General features: G+C 68.0%; 20 protein-coding genes. 9 read left to right on the top strand and 11 right to left on the bottom strand.

The genetic code is table 11. The features are described 5' to 3' along the window. Positions 1-18: 18 nt before the first annotated feature. On the bottom strand, positions 19-930 hold the full coding sequence (locus DPV79_RS07650) for a substrate binding domain-containing protein (protein WP_021162120.1): 912 nt from the start codon (positions 928-930) through the stop codon (positions 19-21). A gap of 172 nt (positions 931-1,102) precedes the next feature. Here DPV79_RS07650 and gcl point away from each other — a divergent pair, with 172 nt between their 5' ends. The 4 genes from gcl (at position 1,103) to lysM (ending at position 5,617) form a co-directional block, all read left to right on the top strand. Further along, entirely contained in the window at positions 1,103-2,878 is a 1,776-nt protein-coding gene (gene gcl / locus DPV79_RS07645) for a glyoxylate carboligase (RefSeq protein ID WP_021162121.1), read from the top strand. A gap of 43 nt (positions 2,879-2,921) precedes the next feature. Then, positions 2,922-3,731 (top strand): hydroxypyruvate isomerase, encoded by an 810-nt coding sequence (gene hyi / locus DPV79_RS07640; RefSeq protein WP_113045117.1) that lies wholly within the window; start codon positions 2,922-2,924, stop codon positions 3,729-3,731. Between the two features lie 26 nt (positions 3,732-3,757). Next, the gene (locus tag DPV79_RS07635) at positions 3,758-4,663 is read left to right on the top strand and encodes a 2-hydroxy-3-oxopropionate reductase (protein ID WP_341867599.1); all 906 of its coding nucleotides are present in this window, start codon (positions 3,758-3,760) and stop codon (positions 4,661-4,663) included. A 483-nt stretch (positions 4,664-5,146) separates the two neighbouring features. Further along, entirely contained in the window at positions 5,147-5,617 is a 471-nt protein-coding gene (gene lysM, locus DPV79_RS07630) for a peptidoglycan-binding protein LysM (protein ID WP_021162125.1), read from the top strand. A 106-nt stretch (positions 5,618-5,723) separates the two neighbouring features. Here lysM and DPV79_RS07625 read toward each other — a convergent pair whose 3' ends face one another. After that, the gene (locus DPV79_RS07625; protein ID WP_113045115.1) at positions 5,724-6,746 is read right to left on the bottom strand and encodes an asparaginase; all 1,023 of its coding nucleotides are present in this window, start codon (positions 6,744-6,746) and stop codon (positions 5,724-5,726) included. 271 nt (positions 6,747-7,017) lie between these two features. Between DPV79_RS07625 and DPV79_RS07620 the strand changes: the two genes are divergently transcribed. From DPV79_RS07620 to DPV79_RS07610, 3 genes are all read left to right on the top strand, one after another. Beyond that, positions 7,018-7,308 (top strand): PsiF family protein, encoded by a 291-nt coding sequence (locus tag DPV79_RS07620; protein WP_011549641.1) that lies wholly within the window; start codon positions 7,018-7,020, stop codon positions 7,306-7,308. 259 nt (positions 7,309-7,567) lie between these two features. Then, on the top strand, positions 7,568-8,017 hold the full coding sequence (locus DPV79_RS07615) for a membrane protein (protein ID WP_048021032.1): 450 nt from the start codon (positions 7,568-7,570) through the stop codon (positions 8,015-8,017). Positions 8,018-8,248: 231 nt separating this feature from the next. Continuing rightward, positions 8,249-8,836, top strand: a complete 588-nt coding sequence (locus DPV79_RS07610) for a BPSL1445 family SYLF domain-containing lipoprotein (protein WP_011352325.1) — start codon at positions 8,249-8,251, stop codon at positions 8,834-8,836. Between the two features lie 107 nt (positions 8,837-8,943). On the opposite strand, the gene DPV79_RS07605 is transcribed toward DPV79_RS07610, so the two are convergent. The 9 genes from DPV79_RS07605 to mltG all read right to left on the bottom strand — a co-directional run bounded on the left by DPV79_RS07605 (position 8,944) and on the right by mltG (position 17,556). Then, positions 8,944-10,008, bottom strand: a complete 1,065-nt coding sequence (locus DPV79_RS07605; protein ID WP_021162641.1) for a glycosyltransferase family 4 protein — start codon at positions 10,006-10,008, stop codon at positions 8,944-8,946. 248 nt (positions 10,009-10,256) lie between these two features. Then, entirely contained in the window at positions 10,257-11,432 is a 1,176-nt protein-coding gene (locus tag DPV79_RS07600; RefSeq protein WP_021162642.1) for an AAA family ATPase, read from the bottom strand. Between the two features lie 22 nt (positions 11,433-11,454). After that, the gene (locus tag DPV79_RS07595) at positions 11,455-12,627 is read right to left on the bottom strand and encodes a mechanosensitive ion channel family protein (protein ID WP_113045114.1); all 1,173 of its coding nucleotides are present in this window, start codon (positions 12,625-12,627) and stop codon (positions 11,455-11,457) included. Positions 12,628-12,717: 90 nt separating this feature from the next. After that, a complete protein-coding gene (locus tag DPV79_RS07590) occupies positions 12,718-13,074 on the bottom strand; it encodes a Rap1a/Tai family immunity protein (protein WP_113045113.1) in 357 nt (118 codons plus the stop codon). Positions 13,075-13,193: 119 nt separating this feature from the next. Continuing rightward, complete coding sequence (locus DPV79_RS07585; protein ID WP_021162644.1) at positions 13,194-13,904, bottom strand: ankyrin repeat domain-containing protein; 711 nt, start codon at positions 13,902-13,904, stop codon at positions 13,194-13,196. Positions 13,905-13,947: 43 nt separating this feature from the next. Beyond that, positions 13,948-14,727, bottom strand: a complete 780-nt coding sequence (locus tag DPV79_RS07580; protein ID WP_113045112.1) for a TatD family hydrolase — start codon at positions 14,725-14,727, stop codon at positions 13,948-13,950. A 141-nt stretch (positions 14,728-14,868) separates the two neighbouring features. Then, entirely contained in the window at positions 14,869-15,897 is a 1,029-nt protein-coding gene (locus DPV79_RS07575; protein ID WP_113045111.1) for a DNA polymerase III subunit delta', read from the bottom strand. A 19-nt stretch (positions 15,898-15,916) separates the two neighbouring features. After that, a complete protein-coding gene (gene tmk / locus DPV79_RS07570) occupies positions 15,917-16,537 on the bottom strand; it encodes a dTMP kinase (protein ID WP_021162647.1) in 621 nt (206 codons plus the stop codon). After that, positions 16,537-17,556, bottom strand: a complete 1,020-nt coding sequence (mltG, locus tag DPV79_RS07565) for an endolytic transglycosylase MltG (protein WP_021162648.1) — start codon at positions 17,554-17,556, stop codon at positions 16,537-16,539. Before mltG ends, tmk begins: the two co-directional genes overlap by 1 nt. 77 nt (positions 17,557-17,633) lie before the next feature. Here mltG and ygfZ point away from each other — a divergent pair, with 77 nt between their 5' ends. Further along, positions 17,634-18,668, top strand: coding sequence for a CAF17-like 4Fe-4S cluster assembly/insertion protein YgfZ (gene ygfZ, locus DPV79_RS07560; RefSeq protein WP_113045110.1), 1,035 nt, complete (start codon positions 17,634-17,636; stop codon positions 18,666-18,668). Between the two features lie 76 nt (positions 18,669-18,744). After that, complete coding sequence (locus DPV79_RS07555; protein ID WP_059687381.1) at positions 18,745-19,590, top strand: NRDE family protein; 846 nt, start codon at positions 18,745-18,747, stop codon at positions 19,588-19,590. The last annotated feature ends 8 nt before the right edge of the window (positions 19,591-19,598 follow it).

Raw genomic sequence — 19,598 nt, 5'->3', positions numbered from 1 at the left:
CGGGCCGCCCGCCTCCCGTTACGGCGTGGTGCTCCAGTAACCGGGGCGCGCATACGCGGCGCGCAGGTAGTCGATGAAATAACGCACGCGCGCCGGCACGTAGCGCTGCTGCGGGTAGACCGCGAGGATGTCGTAATCGGGCAGCGCGTATTCGTCGAGCACGGTCTCGAGCTCGCCCGTCTCGAGCTGCGCGGCAATTTCCCACGTCGAGCGCCAGCCGAGCCCGAGGCCTTCGGCCACCCAGCGGTGCAGCAGTTCGCCGTCGTTGCAGTCGAGGTTGCCGGCTACGCGCATCGTCGCGATCTTGCCGTGGCGCTGGAAATACCAGCCGCGGTTCTGCCCGCCCTGCAGGTTGAACGCCAGGCAGTTGTGCCTCAGCAGGTCGTCGAGCGACTTCGGCCGGCCGTGCCGGCGGAAATACTCGGGCGTGCCGCACACGACGCGCCGGTTCGACGCGAGCTTCACCGCGACGAAGTTCGGATCGACGGCACCGCCGATCCGGATCGACAGGTCGTAGCCCTCGCGCACGAGATCGACGACGCGGTCGGTCAGGTTGAACGACAGCTGCATCTCGGGCTTGTCGGCCAGAAAACCCGGCGCGTGCGGCGCGACGTGCTTGCGCCCGAACGCGGCCGGCGCCGACACGATCAGGTGCCCGCTGACCGCGCGCCGCCCGGCGGCCAGTTCGTTCTCGGCCTGGTCCCATTCGGACAGCAGCCCGCGGCAGCGCTCGAGGAACGCCGCACCCTCCTCGCTGACCACCAGCCGCCGCGTCGAGCGGTACATCAGCTTCACGCCGAGCCGCTTCTCGAGCGCGTCGATGCGCCGCCCGAGCACGACCGGCGACACGCCCTCCTCGAGCGCCGCCGCCGCGAGGCTGCCGGCATCGGCCACGCGCACGAACGTCTCGATCTGCTTGAAGCGATCCATCTCCCGTCTCCGTCTCTGTTCCGGCTCCGGCGGAAAGCCCCGCCCGGCCGTCATTCCATACTTTTAGTTTCGAAAAAAGCGACTTCGGCTGATCTTATCAAACCTTTCCTGCATCCCTAAAGTGTCCCCAACAGACCCATTCGCAAGATCCACCCCATTCAAGGAGACATTCATGGCCAAGATGAGAGCCGTCGACGCAGCTGTGCTCGTGCTCGAGAAGGAAGGCATCCAGACCGCGTTCGGCGTGCCGGGTGCGGCGATCAACCCGTTCTACTCGGCGATGCGCAAGTCCGGCGGCATCAGCCACGTGCTGGCCCGCCACGTCGAAGGCGCGTCGCACATGGCCGAAGGCTTCACGCGTGCGGCCCCGGGCAACATCGGCGTGTGCATCGGCACGTCGGGCCCGGCCGGCACCGACATGATCACCGGTCTCTACTCCGCTTCCGCCGACTCGATCCCGATCCTCGCGATCACGGGCCAGGCGCCGCGCGCCCGCCTGTACAAGGAAGACTTCCAGGCCGTCGACATCGAATCGATCGCGAAGCCCGTCACCAAGTGGGCCGTCACCGTGCGCGAACCGGCGCTGGTGCCGCGCGTGTTCCAGCAGGCATTCCACCTGATGCGCTCGGGCCGCCCGGGCCCGGTGCTGGTCGACCTGCCGATCGACGTGCAGCTCGCCGAAATCGAGTTCGACATCGACACCTATGAACCGCTGCCGGTCTACAAGCCCGCGGCCACCCGCGCGCAGATCGAGAAGGCGCTCGCAATGCTCAACGACGCGGACAAGCCGCTGATCGTGTCGGGCGGCGGCGTGCTCAACGCGGCGGCCGAAGACCTGCTCGTGCAGTTCGCGGAAACGGTCGGCGTGCCGGTGATCCCGACGCTGATGTCGTGGGGCGCGATTCCGGACGACCACCCGCTGATGGCCGGCATGGTCGGCCTGCAGACGTCGCACCGCTACGGCAACGCGACGCTGCTCGCGTCCGACTTCGTGCTCGGCATCGGCAACCGCTGGGCGAACCGTCACACGGGCAGCGTCGAGGTCTATACGAAGGGCCGCAAGTTCGTGCACGTCGACATCGAGCCGACGCAGATCGGCCGCGTGTTCGGCCCGGATCTCGGCATCGTGTCGGACGCGAAAGCCGCACTCGAACTGTTCGTCGCGGTCGCGCAGGAATGGAAGGCCGCCGGCAAGCTGAAGGACCGCAGCGCATGGGTCGCCGACTGCCAGGCACGCAAGCGCACGCTGCAGCGCAAGACGCACTTCGACAACGTGCCGGTCAAGCCGCAGCGCGTGTACGAAGAGATGAACAAGGTGTTCGGCCGCGATACCTGCTACGTCAGCACGATCGGCCTGTCGCAGATCGCGGCCGCGCAGTTCCTGCACGTGTTCAAGGCACGCAACTGGATCAACTGCGGCCAGGCGGGCCCGCTCGGCTGGACGATCCCCGCCGCGCTCGGCGTGCGTGCCGCCGACCCGAGCCGCCCGATCGTCGCGCTGTCCGGCGACTACGACTTCCAGTTCATGATCGAGGAACTCGCAGCCGGCGCGCAATTCAAGCTGCCGTACGTGCACGTCGTCGTGAACAACTCGTACCTCGGCCTGATCCGCCAGGCACAGCGTGCGTTCGACATGGACTACTGCGTGCAGCTCGCGTTCGACAACGTGAATGCGCCGGAGCTGAACGGCTATGGCGTCGACCACGTGGCCGTCGCGGAGGGCCTCGGCTGCAAGGCGCTGCGCGTGTTCAAGCCGGAGGAGATCGAGCCGGCGCTGCGCCAGGCGCAAACGCTCGCGGAAGAATTCAGCGTGCCGGTGGTCGTCGAAGTGATCCTCGAGCGCGTGACGAACATCTCGATGGGTACCGAAATCGACGCGATCAACGAATTCGAGGATCTCGCCGAAAAGGCCGAGCACGCACCGACCGCGATCTCGATGCTCGACTGAACCGCACGCCATTTTTGACTGACCGACCGAAGAGGCTTAGCTCATGCCGAAGTTTGCTGCAAACCTGACCATGCTGTTCAACGAAGTGCCGTTCCTCGACCGCTTCAAGGCGGCCGCCGATGCGGGCTTCGACGCCGTCGAGTTCCTGTTCCCGTACCCGTACGCGAAAGAGGAACTCGCCGAGCGGCTCGAGACGCATCGCCTGCGCCTCGTGCTGCACAACCTGCCCGCCGGCAACTGGGACCAGGGCGAGCGCGGCATCGCGTGCCTGCCCGATCGCGTCGGCGAGTTCCAGGAAGGTGTCGGCCGCGCGATCGAGTACGCGAAGGCGCTGACGGTGCCGCAGCTGAACTGCCTCGTCGGGATTCCGTCGGCGAGCACGGCGCGCGACAAGACCTTCGTCACGATCGTCGACAACCTGCGCTTTGCCGCCGACGCGCTGAAGCGCGAAGGCATCCGCCTGCTCGTCGAGCCGTGCAACAGCTTCGACATCCCGGGTTTCGCGCTGAACCGCTCGTCGGAAGGGCTCGACGTGATCCGCGCGGTCGGCTCGGACAACCTGTTCCTGCAGTACGACATCTATCACATGCAGCGCATGGAAGGCGAACTGGCCGCGACGATCGAACGCAACCTCGCGTCGATCGGCCACGTCCAGCTCGCGGACAACCCGGGCCGCAACGAGCCGGGCACGGGCGAGATCAACTACGCGTTCCTGTTCGCGCTGCTCGACCGGCTCGGCTATGCCGGCTACGTCGGCTGCGAATACAAGCCCCGCACCACCACGACGGAAGGCCTCGGCTGGCTGCACAGCGTCGCCGGCTGCGCACCGGGCTCGGCGCGTCGCGCCGCCTGAGATCCGCCCTTTCCGCATACGCCCCTATAGGAGACTTTCACATGGCAACCATCGGTTTCATCGGCCTCGGCATCATGGGCGCGCACATGGCGCGCAACCTGCTCAAGGGTGACCACCAGCTCGTCGTGAACGGCGCGTTCCCGATTCCCGACGACCTGCGCACGAGCGCGAAGGTCGTCGCGAACTCGACCGAAGTCGCACGGAACGCGGACATCATCATCTCGATGGTGCCGGATACGCCGGACGTGCGTAACGTGCTGTTCGCCGACGACGGCGTCGCGAAGGGCCTGACGGCCGGCAAGCTCGTGATCGACATGAGCTCGATCTCGCCGCTCGACACGCAGGAATTCGCGAAGCAGATCAACGCGCTCGGTTGCGACTACCTCGACGCGCCGGTGTCCGGCGGCGAAGTCGGCGCCCGCGAAGCGACGCTGACGATCATGGTCGGCGGCCCGGAGGCGGCATTCGAGCGCGCGAAGCCGCTGTTCGAGAAGATGGGCAAGAACATCACGCTCGTCGGCGACAACGGCGCGGGCCAGACCTGCAAGGTCGCGAACCAGATCATCGTCGCGCTGAACATCGAAGCCGTCGGCGAAGCGCTGTTGTTCGCCGCACGTTCGGGCGCGGATCCGGAGCGCGTGCGCCAGGCGCTGATGGGCGGCTTCGCCGCGTCGCGCATCCTCGAAGTGCACGGCGCGCGGATGACGAAGCGCACGTTCGATCCGGGCTTCCGCATCGAGCTGCACCAGAAGGACCTGAACCTCGCGCTCGACGGCGCACGCAAGCTCGGCCTCGCCCTGCCGCACACGGCGAGCGCGCAGCAGCTGTTCAGCGTGTGCGCATCGCACGGCGGCAAGGCGTGGGATCACTCGGCACTCGTGCGTGCGCTCGAGATCATGTCGAACTTCGAGATCGAGAAGACGGTGGGCTGAACGCATGCCGCCTGGCGCGGCTTCGTTCCGATGATGCCGTAACGCGTGGTCCGTCGCGATGACGGACACGCGAATGACACACGCGACCGGCACGGCCGGTCGCATCGATGCGCGAGACACGCGCGCATCACGGTGGGGCGCCCCGCCCTGCACTGCCGACGGCATGCGGGACGGGGCGAAAAACGCCGCTCTGGGCTGAGAGCGGCGTGGTGGGGTCCGCAGCGGCACCCGGCGACGCCGGGGAAGCCTTGGTCGGTCAGACGTCGTCGTCGGGTGTCCGCCTGTCGGATTTCGCGTATTACATTTCTTTACGTTCGAGCGTGCGATTTTTCATGCAATCGTCGCGCTGAACGCCTACACTTTCGCCACGCCTTTCGAGAAAACCGCCGCGCTTGTGGTCACTTCCGGTGACCGCGCCCAGCGCGGTGTTTTTTTCGCCACTTCACGGCGCGTTTTCTTTTCAACCACCCAAGGAGTGCAACGATGGGTCTTCTTTCGTTTATCAAAGAGGCGGGTGAAAAACTGCTGGGTCATGCCGACGCGCAAGCAGCGGAAGATCCGAATGCCGCAAACCAGACCGCGGCCGATGCCATCAAGAACTACATCAACACGCAGGGTCTCGATACGTCGAACCTGACCGTGGCGTTCGACGGCGCATCGCGCACCGTGACGCTGTCGGGCAGCGTCGCCGACCTCGACACGAAGGCGAAGGTCAAGGTCGCGGCCGGCAACGTGCAGGGTGTCGCGGGCGTCAACGACGACGATCTGCAACCGGACGATCCGGAAGTGCAGTACCACGACGTGAAGCCGGGCGACACGCTGTCGGCGATCGCCAAGGAAGTATATGGCGACGCGAACAAGTACCCGGCGATCTTCGAGGCGAACAAGCCGATGCTGTCGAGCCCGGACCGGATCTATCCGGGCCAGAAGCTCGTGATTCCGCCGCAGTCCTGAGCATTCGTGCAGCACTGACGCAAAAAAGGCAGGCCGCTCGGCCTGCCTTTTTTTCATGGCGACGCGCGCCGTGCAATCGGCGCATGTCGGTCATCCCGTCATCGAATCACAGCGTATCGAACGCGCGTTGCAATGCGTCGCGATCGTGAATGCCGTTCGCGAGCGCGAGCATCAGCAGCACGCGCGCCTTGAACGGGTGCAGCGACCCCGCGCTCACGAAACCGAGCGCATCGTCGCTCGCGGCGCCGTTGCGCATCACGTGCCCCGACCCGACGCGCGACGCACGCACCACCGCCACGCCCGCGTTCACCGCATCGGCGAGCGCCGCCTGCAGCGTCGCATGGATCGAGCCGTTGCCGGTGCCGGCGACGACGAGACCGCGCACGCCGGCCGCGACGAGCGCGTCGACGGCCGTGCGCGTCACGCCCGCGTAGCTGGCGACCACTTCGACGGGCGGCCATGTTGTGGCGATCGCCAGTTGCGCGTCGCGCGAACGCGTGACGCGGCGTGCGAATTCGACCCGACCGTCCTGCACCCAGCCGAGCGCGCCGAGTTCCGGCGACTGGAACGCGTCGACCGCATAGGTGCTCGTCTTCACCACGTCGCGCGCGCCGTGGATCCGGTTGTTGAACGCGACCAGCACGCCCTGCCCGCGCGCGAACGGATGCGCGGCCACCGTTACCGCATTCAGCAGGTTCAGCGGGCCGTCGGACGACAGCGCGGTCGCCGGCCGCATCGCGGCCGTCAGCACGACCGGCTTGTCGCCCCTGACGACCAGGTGCAGCGCGTACGCGGTTTCCTCGAGCGTGTCGGTGCCGTGGGTGATCACGATACCGTCGACCGCCGGGTCGGCCATCAGTGCGTCGATCCGCGCGGCGAGCGTGTTCCACAGCGGCAGCGCGAGATCCTTGCTGTCGATGCTGGCGACTTGCTCGGCGTCGATGCGCGCGACGGACGCGAGCGCCGGCACCGCGTCGACCAGGAAATTGACGCCGAGCGCGCCGGCCTGATAGCCGGCCGTGCTGGCCGCGTCGGGCGCGGCACCGGCAATCGTGCCGCCGGTGGCGAGCACGGCGATGCGCGGCAGGGCCGCCGCGGACGAAGGGGATGCGGGATTCAGAGTATTCATGGCCGCGATTGTAAAGGCTTGCGGCCGGTATCCGGCAGGTTCCGGCACGGCGGCCGGGGCCGGCCGCCGCACATCATGGTTTGCCCCGATCGTCCGGCCGGGTGCGCCGTCAACGGACGTGGTATCTGCAACGTTATAGGAAGTGCCGTTTTGGTGTTTTCACATTGATTTGCCATAATCGGATCGCCCCGCGCGATGCGGCCCTATGCTCATCGTGCGGTGCGTCGTGACGGCGTCGATAAAACGCAATTCACCCCATGGGAGTGTCGAAATGAAAATCCAATCGCTCGTAGCCGCAGTGCTTCTCGGCGGCATGCTGGCTTCCCCCGCATTCGCGGCGAACAGCCAGCAGGACAAGATGAAGGCCTGCAACACCCAGGCAGCCGGCAAGACGGGCGATGAACGCAAGGCGTTCATGAAGGACTGCCTGTCGGCGAAGCCCGCGAAGGCGATGACGCAGCAGGAAAAGATGAAGGCATGCAACACGCAGGCCACCGGCAAGAAGGGCGACGACCGCAAGGCGTTCATGAAGAGCTGCCTGAGCAATCAGCCGGCAGCCTGAGTTCCGGCGCTCCCGTATCGAATGCCGCGCACCGCTTCGGCGGGCGCGGCATTTTTGTTTTCGTTGCACGCGCATCGACGCGCCCGGCCCCGACCTCTCCCGCCCCGCTTTCCCGGCCCGCCGTGCCGGCGCCGCCACATGGTGCGGCAATTCGCCGCGATTTCTTCTATGATGGCTGCAACGCGGCCCATCCAAGTACAAGAAGCGCCATCGGGCCGCCCTCGAGACGGACGCGCACGCGCGTCAAACGGAGGCATGGATGGCATGGAGACAACACCGCTGGTTCCGCCGCTGGCTGATCGTGATCGTATTCTGGGCCGTGCCCGTCGCGATCGTCGCCGTCCGCGAGATCCGCGAGGAAATGGCCTACAACAAGGCGGACCTGCAGCTCGCGCTGACCACCTGGCAGCTCACCGATGCGCAGCAGGCCGCCGGCGCCGCCGCGAAGTGCCACGGGGATCCTGACGAGGCGCGCGCGGCCGGCTGCCCGGCCGACGTGCTCGCCGCCAACGCGCCGCGCCAGCAGGCGGCCCGCGACGAATACGTGCTGCGCCGCAGTACGCTCGCGGGCTACCTGTGGCATGCATTCGTCGGCTACTGGGTCGTGCCGGCCGCGTTCCTGTTCGCGTGCGGCGTCGTGATCGCGCTGATCCGCCGCGTGCTGCGCCGCCCGCCGATCAAGCCGCCCGTTCCGCCCGTCACGCACTGATGCGCGCCGCGGGCGCTACCCACCGCACGATCGACCGCGGCGCCCGCATGCCGCCCCGCCCCCGGCGCGCGGGCGCCGGATCGTCCGTTGGCACGCCGCGACACCCTCGCCCGATTTGACGCTTTTTGTTGCGCGGACGAAAAGGGGGTGTAATCCACTGTGATATAACTGCCGACGTGATCCGCTCCCTGAGCGAGACTCACTCCGAACGTCATCCGATGGAGAAGAACGATGCAAAAACGGAATCTCGTGCTGAAAGCCGCCGCTGCGCTCATCGTCGGTAGCCTCGCGCTCACCGGTTGCACCACCACCCCGGACAAGCCGGACAACGCCGCGACCAACGCGTCGAAGCGCCAGGCAATCGACTCGAGCGTCGACGCCACGCTGTCGCGCATGTATTCCACGGTCAAGGGTTCGCGCGAACTCGTCGCGAAGTCGCGCGGCGTGCTCGTCTTCCCGGACGTGATCCAGGCCGGCTTCATCGTCGGCGGCCAGTCCGGCAACGGCGCACTGCGCGTCGGCGGCAGCACGGTCGGCTACTACAACACGTCGTCGCTGTCGGTCGGCCTGCAGGCCGGTGCGCAGTCGAAGGCGATCGTGTTCCTGTTCATGACGCAGGAAGCGCTCGACGAATTCCGCGGCTCGGACGGCTGGGCCGCCGGTGCCGGCGCGTCGGTCGCGCTCGTGAAGATGGGCGCGAACGGCGCGGTCGACACGACCACGGCCACCGCACCGGTCCAGGTCGTCGTGCTGACGAACGCAGGCCTGATGGGCGACGTGTCGATCAACGGCACGAAGGTCTCGAAGCTGAAGATCTGACGCTGGCGGGCCGCCCGTGCGCACCGCGCGCGGGCCACGCACGAACGGCGATGTCCTCGCGGGCATCGCCGTTTTTTTATCCGTGCTTTATCCGTGCGCGACGCGCGTCAGGTCGTCGAGTCGATGACCTTGAAGCGCGAGCGTTTCTGCGCGCGGATCACCGACTGGTAGACGTCGACATACTGCTGCGCCATGCGGCGCGACGTGAAGCGCGCCTCGAAGCGCTGCCGCACGCGCGCGCGCGGCAGCAGGTGCAGCCGGTTCACGGCGGCCACCGCGCTGATTTCATCCTCGACGATGAAACCCGACACGCCCTCGTCCACCACTTCGGGCACCGCGCCGCGATTGAACGCGATCACCGGCGTGCCGCACGACATCGCCTCGATCATCACGAGGCCGAACGGCTCCGGCCAGTCGATCGGAAACAGCAGCGCATGCGCGCCCGACAGGAACTCGGCCTTCTGGTGATCGGCGATCTCGCCGATGTATTCGACGTGCGGCAACGCGAAGAGCGGCTTGATCTCGCGCTCGAAGTATTCCTGGTCGGCCGCATCGACCTTCGCGGCGATCCTGATCGGCAACCCGCACTGACGGGCGATGCGGATCGCCGTGTCGACGCGCTTCTCCGGCGAGATGCGGCCGAGGAATGCGAGATAGCGCGGCTCGACGGGCTGCGGCATGTACAGCGTATCGGGCAGCCCGTGGTAGACGGTCGTCAGCCATTTCGCCTGAGGCAGCGGCTGGCGCTGCGAGTTCGAAATCGAGATCACCGGCGCCGTGTTGAACGTGTCGAACACCGGCTGCTGCTCGGGCAGGTCGAGCCGGCCGTGCAGCGTCGTCACGTAAGGCGTTTCCTGCCGGTTGAAGACCGAGAACGAGTAGTAATCCATGTGGAAATGGAGCACGTCGAAGTCCTTCGCGCGGCGCGCGACCGTCTCCATCAGCAGCATGTGCGGCGCGACCCGGTCGCGGATCGACGAGTCGAGCCGCAGTGCACGCGGCCAGACCGGCTCGAGCTTCGCCCGCGTCGTCGAATCGCCGCTGGCGAACAGCGTCACGTCATGACCGAGCTCGACGAGCGCCTCGGTGATGTAGGACACGACGCGCTCCGTGCCGCCGTACAGCTTCGGCGGCACCGATTCGGTCAGCGGCGCGATCTGGGCAATTCTCATGGTCCACGTCTCCTGTGTCCTGTCCGTTGCGGCACGGCCGGCGGGCCCTTGCGCTTTCGCGCGCGGCTCGCCCCGATGCAGCGCCCGCCGGATATCTCCTCATTATTCGCGATCCGGTTGCCCGGAACCGCCCGTCTTTCATTTTATGGGTGTTGTTACAGGCAGGATACATTCCGCCTGCCGGGCTGATATGGCCCCCGACACGGCCATCGCACCCGAACGCACCCGAACGCGCGCCGCGCCGCCCGTCAGCGCGACGGCCACTTCCATGCCGGCAGGTCGCGCGTGTCCGCGTCGACGAGCCCCGTCGCGCCGAGCTGCTTGTCGAGCACCAGCGATTCGCAGCCGGCCTCGCGCTCGAGCGTCGCGATGAGCCGCGCCGCGTGGGACACGACCAGCACCTGCGAATGCTGCGCCGCCTGCGCGATCAGGCGGCCGAGCGCCGGCAGCAGATCGGGATGCAGGCTGGTTTCCGGTTCGTTCAGCACCATCAGCGCCGGCGGCCGCGGTGTCAGCAGCGCCGCCGCGAGCAGCAGGTAACGCAGCGTGCCGTCCGACAGCTCGGCCGCCGCGAGCGGCCGCAGCAGCCCCGGCTGGCGCATCAGCACGTCGAAGCGGCCACGGCCGCCCGGGTTGTCGATCTCGACCGACGCGCCCGGAAATGCGTCGTCGATCGCCGCGTCGAGTGCCGCGCCGTCGCCGATTTCGCGAATCGTCTGCAGCGCGGCGGCCAGGTCGGCGCCGTCGTCCGCGAGCACCGGCGTATGGGTGCCGACGTGCGATTGCCGCGCGGGTGCCTGCGCATCGGTGCGGAAATGGTCGTAGAAGCGCCACGAGCGGATCCGTTCGCGCACCGCGATCATTTCCGGCGCACCGGTCGGATCGGCGAACTCGGTCATCATGCTGTCGAAGCTCGCCACCGGCTGCGGAATCGTCTGCCAGTCGCCGGTCGCGGTGCGCGCGCGGATCTGCGCGCCCTGCCGGTCGACCAGCAGCGTCGACGGGCGCAGCACCGCGCCGCCCCAGATGCACTCGCGCTTGACGACCGGATCGAGCGAGAACTGCGAGTGGCTCGGAATCGGCATGCCGAGATCGATCGAATAACCGAAATCGTCGCAGGCGAAACCGAGCTTCAGGCTCACGGGCCCCTTGCGCACCGTGCCGGTGACCGGCGCGTCGCCGTCCAGCATCGCCCGCGAGAAACGCTCGGGGCCGGCCCACAGCGTCGACGGCAACCCGCCTTCGCGCGCGAGGGACGGGATCACGCGCCCCTGCGCGGTGTCGGCGAGCAGCCGCAGCGCGCGGTACACGCTCGACTTGCCGCTACCGTTCGGCCCCGTGACGACGTTGAGCGCCGCGAGCGGCACGATCAGCTCGCGCAGCGAGCGGTAATTGGCAATGGCAAGCGTTTTCAGCACGGTCATGACGATGGCGGGCGGGCCGCGTTCAGCGGCCTTCGACGGCCTGCGGGTCGGCCGCGGTGTTGGCCGCCGTACTGGCGGCAGGGGCGCGCGCGTGCGGCCGTTCGGGATTCGGCGCATCCGGTGCGGAATCGTGCGGATACAGTTCCATCCTGCTGCGCGGCAGGCATTGCGGATAGCGGTCCTGCAGATAGGCGATCAACCCTTCGCGCACGCGACAGCGCAGGTCCCAGCACGACGACGCGTCGGCCGCGCTGACGAGCGCGCGCAACTGCATCGTGCGCTCCGTCGCGTCGGTCACCTGCAGCACCTGCACGCGGCCGTCCCACTCGGGCGCCGCATGGACGAGCCGCGCGAGCTCCTCGCGCAGCGGCGCGAGCGGCGTACGGTAATCGACCGACAGGTAAACCGTGCCGATGATCTCCGAGCTGCTGCGCGTCCAGTTCGTGAACGGGTTCTCGATGATCCATTGCAGCGGCACGACGAGGCGCCGCTGGTCCCACAGCCGCACCGACACGAACGAACCGGTGATTTCCTCGATGCGCCCCCACTCGCCCTGGATCACGACCACGTCGTCGAGCCGGATCGGCTGCGTGAGCGCGATCTGCAGCCCGGCGATCAGGTTGCCGAGCACCGGCCGCGCGGCGATACCGGCGACCAGGCCCGCGACGCCGGCCGACGCCAGCAGGCTCGCGCCCACCTGGCGCACGTTCGGGAACGTCATCAGCGCGGCGCCGGTGCCGATGATCACGATCAGCACCATCACGGTCCGCACGAGCACCTTGGCCTGCGTATGGATGCGCCGCGCCTGGAGGTTGTCGGCCGTATCGATCGGATGGGCCCGGATGATCGCGTCGCCGACGCCGGCCGCGAGCCGCACCAGCAGCCACGTGAGCGACACGATCGAGCCGACCGCGGCCGCGGTGCGCATGCCGCGCACGAACGACATGCCGTCGTCCGCCTGGACCCACACGAACTCGAGCGCCAGCAGCGCCAGCACGACGAGCGACGGCTTGTCGATGTAGCGCAGGATCGCGCTCATCAGCGGATACGGCTGCGCGAGGCGCTTGACGATGCGTGCGCCGAGGCGGTGCACGACCGTGACGACCAGTATGACGATGACCGACACGGCCAGCGTGCCGAGCCACGAATGCAGCGGCGCATCGGCGATGCGCTGCAGTTCCTCGATTGAAATCATCGGCGCCCTTCGGTGATGAGGCGTGCATGCCTCGTCCTGGGATGCGTCGGCGACGTCCGGGCCACGCGCGTGCCCGGACACGGCGTCAGATCAGTTGCCGCTCCTGCAGGGAAACGCCTTGCCGAGACCGAGCGACACCGCGGTGCTCGCGTTGTAGTCGGCCAGCTTCGGATTTTCCGCGATGTACTTGCGCACCGAGTCGGTCATCTGCTGCGCCCGGATGTCGGGCGGCAGGCAGAAATACTGGCCGACCCGCGGCCCCGTCGTGCCGCCGATCGCATCGATGGTGTTGTAGACGCCGTCGGCGGCACCTTCGATGTAGGCCGCGCACGACGCCCGCGACTTGACGTCCGTCTTCGCGCACAGCCGGTCGAGATCCGCGCCCGTGAAAGCCGCCGCCGACAACGGCACGGCAAACGCCGCGGCACAAAACATTGCGCGCAACATGGTGTTCCTTATGTCAATGCGGCCCGAGACCGCCTGCTGCCCTGGCCGGCGCGGCGCCGGGATGCCTTGCTCCGGCCGGCATCCGGCCGGGCGGGCACCGTCTGCCGCACCGAAAACCGTCATTTTGCACTCTTTTGCGCGTCTGCCGGCGTCGACGCCCCGATGCGCGTCGTCCGCTTGCTCAGGATCTCGATCGCGTCCGGCGCGTTGTAGTGCTTCGCGAATTCGAGCGCGGTGATGCCGAGCTGGTTCTTCACCTGCGGATCGGCGCCCTGGTCGAGCAGCAGCGTCACCGTCGACGCATGGTTGCCGCGTGCGGCCATCATCAGCGGCGTCGTGCCGTTCGGCGACGCGGTATCGATATACGCGTCGTGGTCGAGCAGCAGCTTCACGACCGCGTCCTGGCCGTTGGTGGCCGCGTAGTGCAGCGGCGCCCAGCCCTTCTTGCTGACTTCCGCGCCCTTGTCGACCAGCAGCTTCGCTAGGCCGAGGTCGCCGTTCAGCGAGGCCAGCATCAGCGCGGTTTCGCCGGCCTTGTCTTCCTTCTCGAGGTCGACGTTCGGCGTCGCGGCGAGCGCCGCCGCGACCTTGTCGGACTTCTCGCGCGCGGCGATCACGATCAGCGGGTCGCCATTCGGCGCGATCGTGTTCGGGTCGAGCTTGCCGCTCTTGAGCTGCTTGCCGATGTCGGCGATGTCGTCGAACTTGACGGCCTTGACGATCGCGTCGAGCGATTCGGCATGCGCGCCGGCTGCCGCGAACAGGCCGCTCGCGACGAGCGCGGCGGCAACGAGTGCACGTTTCGGCAGATGGTTGGTCGGCTTCGTCATTGTTTTGGGCTCCTTCCCTGGGTTGTCGGCTGCGCGCACGTCGTTAGCGGGCGATCTTGAACAGCCGGAAAAAGTTCTGCGTCGTCGCGTCGGCCAGTGCCTCGACGGCGATCCCGCGCTCGGACGCGATAAAGCGTCCGACATGGCTGACGTACGCAGGTTCATTCGGCTTGCCGCGATACGGCACCGGCGCGAGGTACGGCGAGTCGGTCTCGATCAGCAGCCGGTCGAGCGGCACGCGCCGCGCGACGTCCTGCACGTCGGTCGCGTTCTTGAACGTGACGATGCCCGACAGCGAAATATGGAAGTTCTGCGCGAGCGCCTGCTCGGCCACCGGCCACGACTCGGTGAAGCAGTGCATCACGCCGCCCGGCACGTCCGCGCGCTCCTCGGCCATGATCCGCAGCGTGTCCTCCGACGACGAGCGCGTGTGGATGATCAGCGGCTTCATCGTCGCGGTCGCCGCGCGGATGTGCGTGCGAAAGCGTTCGCGCTGCCATTCCATGTCGGCGATCGAGCGGCCTTCGAGGCGATAGTAGTCGAGGCCCGTTTCGCCGATCGCGACGACCTTCGGGTGCGCGGCCAGCTCGACGAGCTCCGCGAGCGTCGGCTCGCGCATGTCCTCGTGATCGGGATGCACGCCGACCGATGCGTACACGTTGTCGTGCGCTTCGGCGATTGCGAGCACGTCGGGCAGCGTCTCGAGATCGACCGACACGCACAGCGCGTGCGTGACGTCGTGCTCGCGCATGTTCTCGAGCACGGCCGGCAGGCGGTCGGCCAGGCCCTTGAAATTGATATGGCAGTGAGAGTCGACGAACATCGTGTTTCCTGAATTCGTAAGGCGCGCGCTCATGCGCGCGCCGGCATGCGGCAACGGGCGGCGTTCGCGGGCCGGCCGGCCACGGTCGCGTCGCGGCGTGAGCCGGTCATCGTTTCGCAACCCACGGGAAACAATGCCGGATCACGCGAAGATTTCCCGGTACCCGAGAAACAATTCCTCGAATACGAGCCGCGCGTTGAGCGGATGGTTCTCGACCGTCCGCTGTCGCGTCACGGCCTTCATGAAACGCGCGAACGCGTTCGCATCGACCGCTTCCGCGCAGCGCGCGAGCGCCGCCGCATGCATCGGGAAGTAGCGCGGCGCGCCCGCCATCCGCTGCGCGAGCAGGTCGTACAGCCAGCGCTGCAGCCAGCCGAGCACCAGCGGCACCGGCAGTTTCTGCAGCGTCTCGCCGCACGCGAACGGGTCGCATGCCGCACCGGCCGCGAGCTGCCCGAGCGTGTAGTCGCGCAGCGGGCGGTTCTCGTCGCTCGCGAGCGCCAGCGCGGCGAGCGGCGCGCCGCCGGCCTCGGCGAGCAGCGCGTCCGCATGCTCGACGCCCTGTGCCGCGAGCCAGGCCGCGGCCGCGTCGGGCGCCGGCACGGTCATCGGCCACTGCCGGCAGCGGCTGATGATCGTCGGCAGCAGGCGGTCGATACGCGCCGACACGAGCAGGAACACGACGCCGGACGGCGGCTCCTCCAGCGTTTTCAGCAGCGCGTTCGACGCGGCGACGTTGAGCGCCTCGGCCGGATACAGCACGACGACGCGCGCGCCGCCGCGGTGCGAACCGACCCCGCAGAAGTCCAGCAGCGCGCGCACCTGCTCGATCTTGATTTCCTTGCTCGGCGCGCGGGTCTTCTTGCCGCCCTCGTCCGCGTCGGCCGCTTTCGGGTCTTCCGCGGCGCCCGGCGCCTCGCCCGCCAGCGCCTCGGGCAGCACGATCCGGTAGTCCGGATGGTTGCCCTGCGAGAACCACGTGCAGGCCGCGCAGGCGCCGCACGGCTCGCCGTTCGGCTGCGGCGATTCGCACAGGAAGCCCTGCGCGAGATGCTGCGCGAACTGCAGCTTGCCGATCCCGGCCTGGCCATGCAGCAGCAGCGCGTGCGGCCATTGCGCACGCAGTTGCTGCAGGCGGTTCCAGTCGTCGGTCTGCCACGGATAGATCATGGGGTGCGTTCCTTGCGAATTACAGCGCGGCGAGCACGCGCTCGAGCTGCTGGCGAATCTCGGGAATCGTCTGCGTCGCGTCAACGATCGCGAAGCGGTGCGGCGCCTCTTCCGCACGCCGCAGGTATTCGCCGCGCGTGCGCGCGAAGAACGCGTCGGATTCGCTTTCGAACTTGTCGGGCATGCGCGCGGCGCCGCGCCGCTCGCTCGCGACTTGCGGCGCGACGTCGAACAGCACCGTCAGGTCGGGCTGGAAGCCGCCCTGCACCCAGCGCTCGAGCGTCTCGAGCTTGTCGCGCGGCAGCCCGCGGCCGCCGCCCTGGTACGCGAACGTCGCATCGGTGAAGCGATCGGACACGACCCAGTCGCCGCGCGCGAGCGCCGGCTCGATCACGAGCGCGAGATGCTCGCGACGCGCGGCGAACATCAGCAGCGCTTCCGTCTCGAGATCCATCGGCTGGTTCAGCAGGATCTCGCGCAGTTTCTCGCCGAGCTGCGTGCCGCCCGGCTCGCGGGTGACGACGACCTGCCGGCCGGCCGAGGCCAGCTTGCCCTGGAGGCGTTCGCAGAACCATTGCAGGTGGGTGGTCTTCCCCGCCCCGTCGATGCCTTCGAACGTGATGAATTTACCGCTCGCCATTATTGACCTCGTATGTACTTGTCCACGGCCTTGTTGTGGTCGCCGAGCGTGTCCGAGAACACGCTCGTGCCATCGCCTTTCGCGACGAAATAGAGCGCGCTCGTCTGGGCCGGATTGATCGCCGCCTGCAACGCGGCGACGCCCGGCAACGCGATCGGCGTCGGCGGCAGCCCGCGTCGGGTGTAGGTATTGTAAGGAGTGTCGGCCTGCAGGTCGCGCTTGCGCAGGCGGCCGTCGTACGCGTCGCCGAGCCCGTAGATCACCGACGGATCGGTCTGCAGCGGCATGCCGATGCGCAGCCGGTTCGCGAACACGGCCGCGACGAACGCGCGATCGGCCGCATGGCCCGTTTCCTTCTCGACGATCGACGCGATCGTCAGCGCTTCGTAAGGCGTCTTGTACGGCAGGCCCGGCACGCGCGCGGCCCAGGCCTCGTCGAGACGCGTCTGCATCAGATGGTAGGCGCGCCGATAGATGTTCAGGTCGCTCGTGCCCTTGTCGAACAGGTAGGTATCGGGGAAGAACAGCCCCTCGCCGCTGCCGCGTTGCACCGCGTTGTCCGGCGCGCCGATCGCGCGCAGCAGCTCGGCGTCGCTCATGCCGGCCGTCGAGTGGGCAAGATCGGGGTTCGCATCGAGTTCCGCGCGCATCCGCTTGAAGGTCCAGCCTTCGATGACCGTCGCGACGTACTCGTTCACGTCGCCGCGCGCAATCTTCTGGAGTACCTCGTACGGCGTGATGCCGGTCTTGAATTCGTAGTTGCCGGACTTGAGCCGGCTCGACAGCCCGAGCACGCGCGTCATCGCGACGAAGCCGAGCGGCTCGACCGGCACGCCGCCGCGCCTGAGCTGCAGCGCGACGCTCTTCACGCTGCTGCGCGGCTTGATCGTGACGTCGAGCGATGCGGAACCCAGCAGCAGTGGCCGGGTTGCCCAGTAATACCCGCCGCCCGCGCCGGCAGCGGCCACAACGACGGCCAGCGCCACGATCGTCGCGGCGCATTTCTTCAGTAGGGACATGGAAACGTGACTCAGGTAAGACCCATATAATACTTGCTCGCCTTCGTCAAAGTCAGGGTTGACTGTTCCCTCATTCCATGAGCACACCGTTCGCTTCACCGGCTGCCCAGGCCGCATCTGCCTCGCTCCCCGTTTTCCCCCGCCCGGCCGCCGCCGATTTCGACGCGCCGGGCGCCTGCATGCCGCTGCCGCAGTTCGGCGTGATCGACGTGGCCGGCGACGACGCCGCGACGTTCCTGCACAGCCAGCTCACCAACGACATCGAGCATCTCGACGCCGCGAGCGCGCGGCTGTCCGGCTATTGCTCGCCGAAGGGGCGCCTCCTCGGGTCGTTCCTCGCGTGGCGCGCCGGCCACGGCGTGCGCCTGCTGGTGTCGAAGGACGTGCAGCCCGCCGTGCAGAAGCGGCTGTCGATGTTCGTGCTGCGCGCGAAGGCGAAACTGACGGACGCGAGCGACACGCTCGCGGTGGCCGGCTTCGCGGGCGACGTGCGCGACGCGCTGTCGGGCATCTTCGACGCGCTGCCGGACGGCGTGCACGTGAAGGTCGACGGCCCGGCCGGCACGCTGATCCGCGTGCCCGATGCGGCCGGCCGCAAGCGCTATCTGTGGATCGGCCCGCGTGCGGGAGTCGATGCGCGCATCGCCGCGCTCGGCGGTACGCTGCCGGTCGTATCGCCGGCCGTATGGGACTGGCTCGACATCCGCGCGGGCGAACCGCGCATCACGCAGCCTGCCGTCGAACAGTTCGTGCCGCAGATGGTCAACTTCGACGTGATCGGCGCCGTTAACTTTCGCAAGGGATGCTACCCGGGCCAGGAAATCGTCGCACGCAGCCAGTACCGCGGCACGATCAAGCGCCGCACGGCGCTCGCGCACGTCGCCGGCGAGACCGATACCGTGCATGCCGGCGTCGAGCTGTTCCACAGCGACGATCCCGGCCAGCCGTGCGGGATGATCGTCAACGCGGCGGCCGCGCCCGCGGGCGGCGTCGACGCGCTGGTCGAGATCAAGCTCGCCGCGCTCGACAACGGCACGGTACACCTCGGTTCGGCCGACGGCCCGGTGCTCGCGTTCGACGCGCTGCCGTACGCATGGCCGACGGAAGCGTGACGCACTGACAACCCATTCGCGCGCCGGCTCGCGAGTCGCAGCCGGCGCCCGATGTTTCCTGCGAGAGATTCGCCCGATGTGTCTGATTGCCTTCGACTGGCAGCCCGATGCCGCCGCCGGTCCCGTCTTTACCCTCACCGCCAACCGCGACGAGTTCTTTCGCCGGACGAGTGCGCCGCTTTCGTGGTGGGAGGATGTCCCGGGCGTACTGGCCGGCCGCGATCTCGAAGCGGGCGGCACGTGGCTCGGCGTCTCGCGCGACGGCCGGTTCGCCGCGCTGACGAACTACCGCGCGCCGTTCGACATCCGCGCCGGCGCGCCGACCCGCGGCAAGCTCGTGTCCGATTTCCTCGGCGGCCCGTCCGTTGCGCCGCTCGACTATCTCGGGCAGCTGGCCGAGCATGCGGCCGTCTACAACGGCTTCAACCTGCTCGTCGGCGACTGGAGGCGGCGCGAACTCGCGTGGTTCTGCAATCGTGCGCCCGAAGGCGAAAGCGGTGTCGCCGCCCCCGTCGCGATCGCGCCCGGCGTGCATGCGCTGTCGAATGCGCGGCTCGATACGCCCTGGCCGAAAGTGGTGCGCAAACGCGCGGAACTCGGCACGCTGCTTACCGATAATCCGACCCCGTCGCTCGACGACCTGATCGCGTTGATGCGCGACCCGCATGTCGCGGACGACGACGCGCTGCCGCACACGGGCATTCCGATCGAGCGCGAACGTGCGCTGTCGGCCGCGTTCATCGAGACGCCCGAATACGGCACGCGCGGCACGACCGCACTGCGCGTCACGATGAAGGAAGGCGTGCGGCTCACGGTCGAGATCAAGGAGCGCTGCGACGACGACGGTTCGCACCGCACCGTGCGGCCGGGTTCGTTCGAGCGCGCGTTCACGTTCGACCTCGACGCGACCCCGCCGCGCTGAGCGGGGTG

Origin of the sequence: Burkholderia reimsis, assembly GCF_003294055.1 — a bacterium.
In the GTDB taxonomy this organism is placed as follows: Bacteria; Pseudomonadota; Gammaproteobacteria; order Burkholderiales; family Burkholderiaceae; genus Burkholderia; species Burkholderia cepacia.
This window is presented reverse-complemented; position numbering and strand designations above follow the sequence as displayed.

Bases quoted from the DNA above. Each gene is read 5' to 3' on its own strand.
- gcl (WP_021162121.1), top strand. From the start codon at position 1,103: ATGGCCAAGATGAGAGCCGTCGACGCAGCTGTGCTCGTGCTCGAGAAG.
- DPV79_RS07620 (WP_011549641.1), top strand. From the start codon at position 7,018: ATGAAAATCCAATCGCTCGTAGCCGCAGTGCTTCTCGGCGGCATGCTG.
- DPV79_RS07590 (WP_113045113.1), bottom strand. From the start codon at position 13,074: ATGTTGCGCGCAATGTTTTGTGCCGCGGCGTTTGCCGTGCCGTTGTCG.
- DPV79_RS07580 (WP_113045112.1), bottom strand. From the start codon at position 14,727: ATGTTCGTCGACTCTCACTGCCATATCAATTTCAAGGGCCTGGCCGAC.
- ygfZ (WP_113045110.1), top strand. From the start codon at position 17,634: ATGAGCACACCGTTCGCTTCACCGGCTGCCCAGGCCGCATCTGCCTCG.
- DPV79_RS07575 (WP_113045111.1), bottom strand. From the start codon at position 15,897: ATGATCTATCCGTGGCAGACCGACGACTGGAACCGCCTGCAGCAACTG.
- mltG (WP_021162648.1), bottom strand. From the start codon at position 17,556: ATGTCCCTACTGAAGAAATGCGCCGCGACGATCGTGGCGCTGGCCGTC.
- DPV79_RS07650 (WP_021162120.1), bottom strand. From the start codon at position 930: ATGGATCGCTTCAAGCAGATCGAGACGTTCGTGCGCGTGGCCGATGCC.
- hyi (WP_113045117.1), top strand. From the start codon at position 2,922: ATGCCGAAGTTTGCTGCAAACCTGACCATGCTGTTCAACGAAGTGCCG.
- DPV79_RS07615 (WP_048021032.1), top strand. From the start codon at position 7,568: ATGGCATGGAGACAACACCGCTGGTTCCGCCGCTGGCTGATCGTGATC.
- DPV79_RS07605 (WP_021162641.1), bottom strand. From the start codon at position 10,008: ATGAGAATTGCCCAGATCGCGCCGCTGACCGAATCGGTGCCGCCGAAG.
- DPV79_RS07625 (WP_113045115.1), bottom strand. From the start codon at position 6,746: ATGAATACTCTGAATCCCGCATCCCCTTCGTCCGCGGCGGCCCTGCCG.
- DPV79_RS07610 (WP_011352325.1), top strand. From the start codon at position 8,249: ATGCAAAAACGGAATCTCGTGCTGAAAGCCGCCGCTGCGCTCATCGTC.
- DPV79_RS07600 (WP_021162642.1), bottom strand. From the start codon at position 11,432: ATGACCGTGCTGAAAACGCTTGCCATTGCCAATTACCGCTCGCTGCGC.
- DPV79_RS07595 (WP_113045114.1), bottom strand. From the start codon at position 12,627: ATGATTTCAATCGAGGAACTGCAGCGCATCGCCGATGCGCCGCTGCAT.
- DPV79_RS07555 (WP_059687381.1), top strand. From the start codon at position 18,745: ATGTGTCTGATTGCCTTCGACTGGCAGCCCGATGCCGCCGCCGGTCCC.
- lysM (WP_021162125.1), top strand. From the start codon at position 5,147: ATGGGTCTTCTTTCGTTTATCAAAGAGGCGGGTGAAAAACTGCTGGGT.
- DPV79_RS07585 (WP_021162644.1), bottom strand. From the start codon at position 13,904: ATGACGAAGCCGACCAACCATCTGCCGAAACGTGCACTCGTTGCCGCC.
- tmk (WP_021162647.1), bottom strand. From the start codon at position 16,537: ATGGCGAGCGGTAAATTCATCACGTTCGAAGGCATCGACGGGGCGGGG.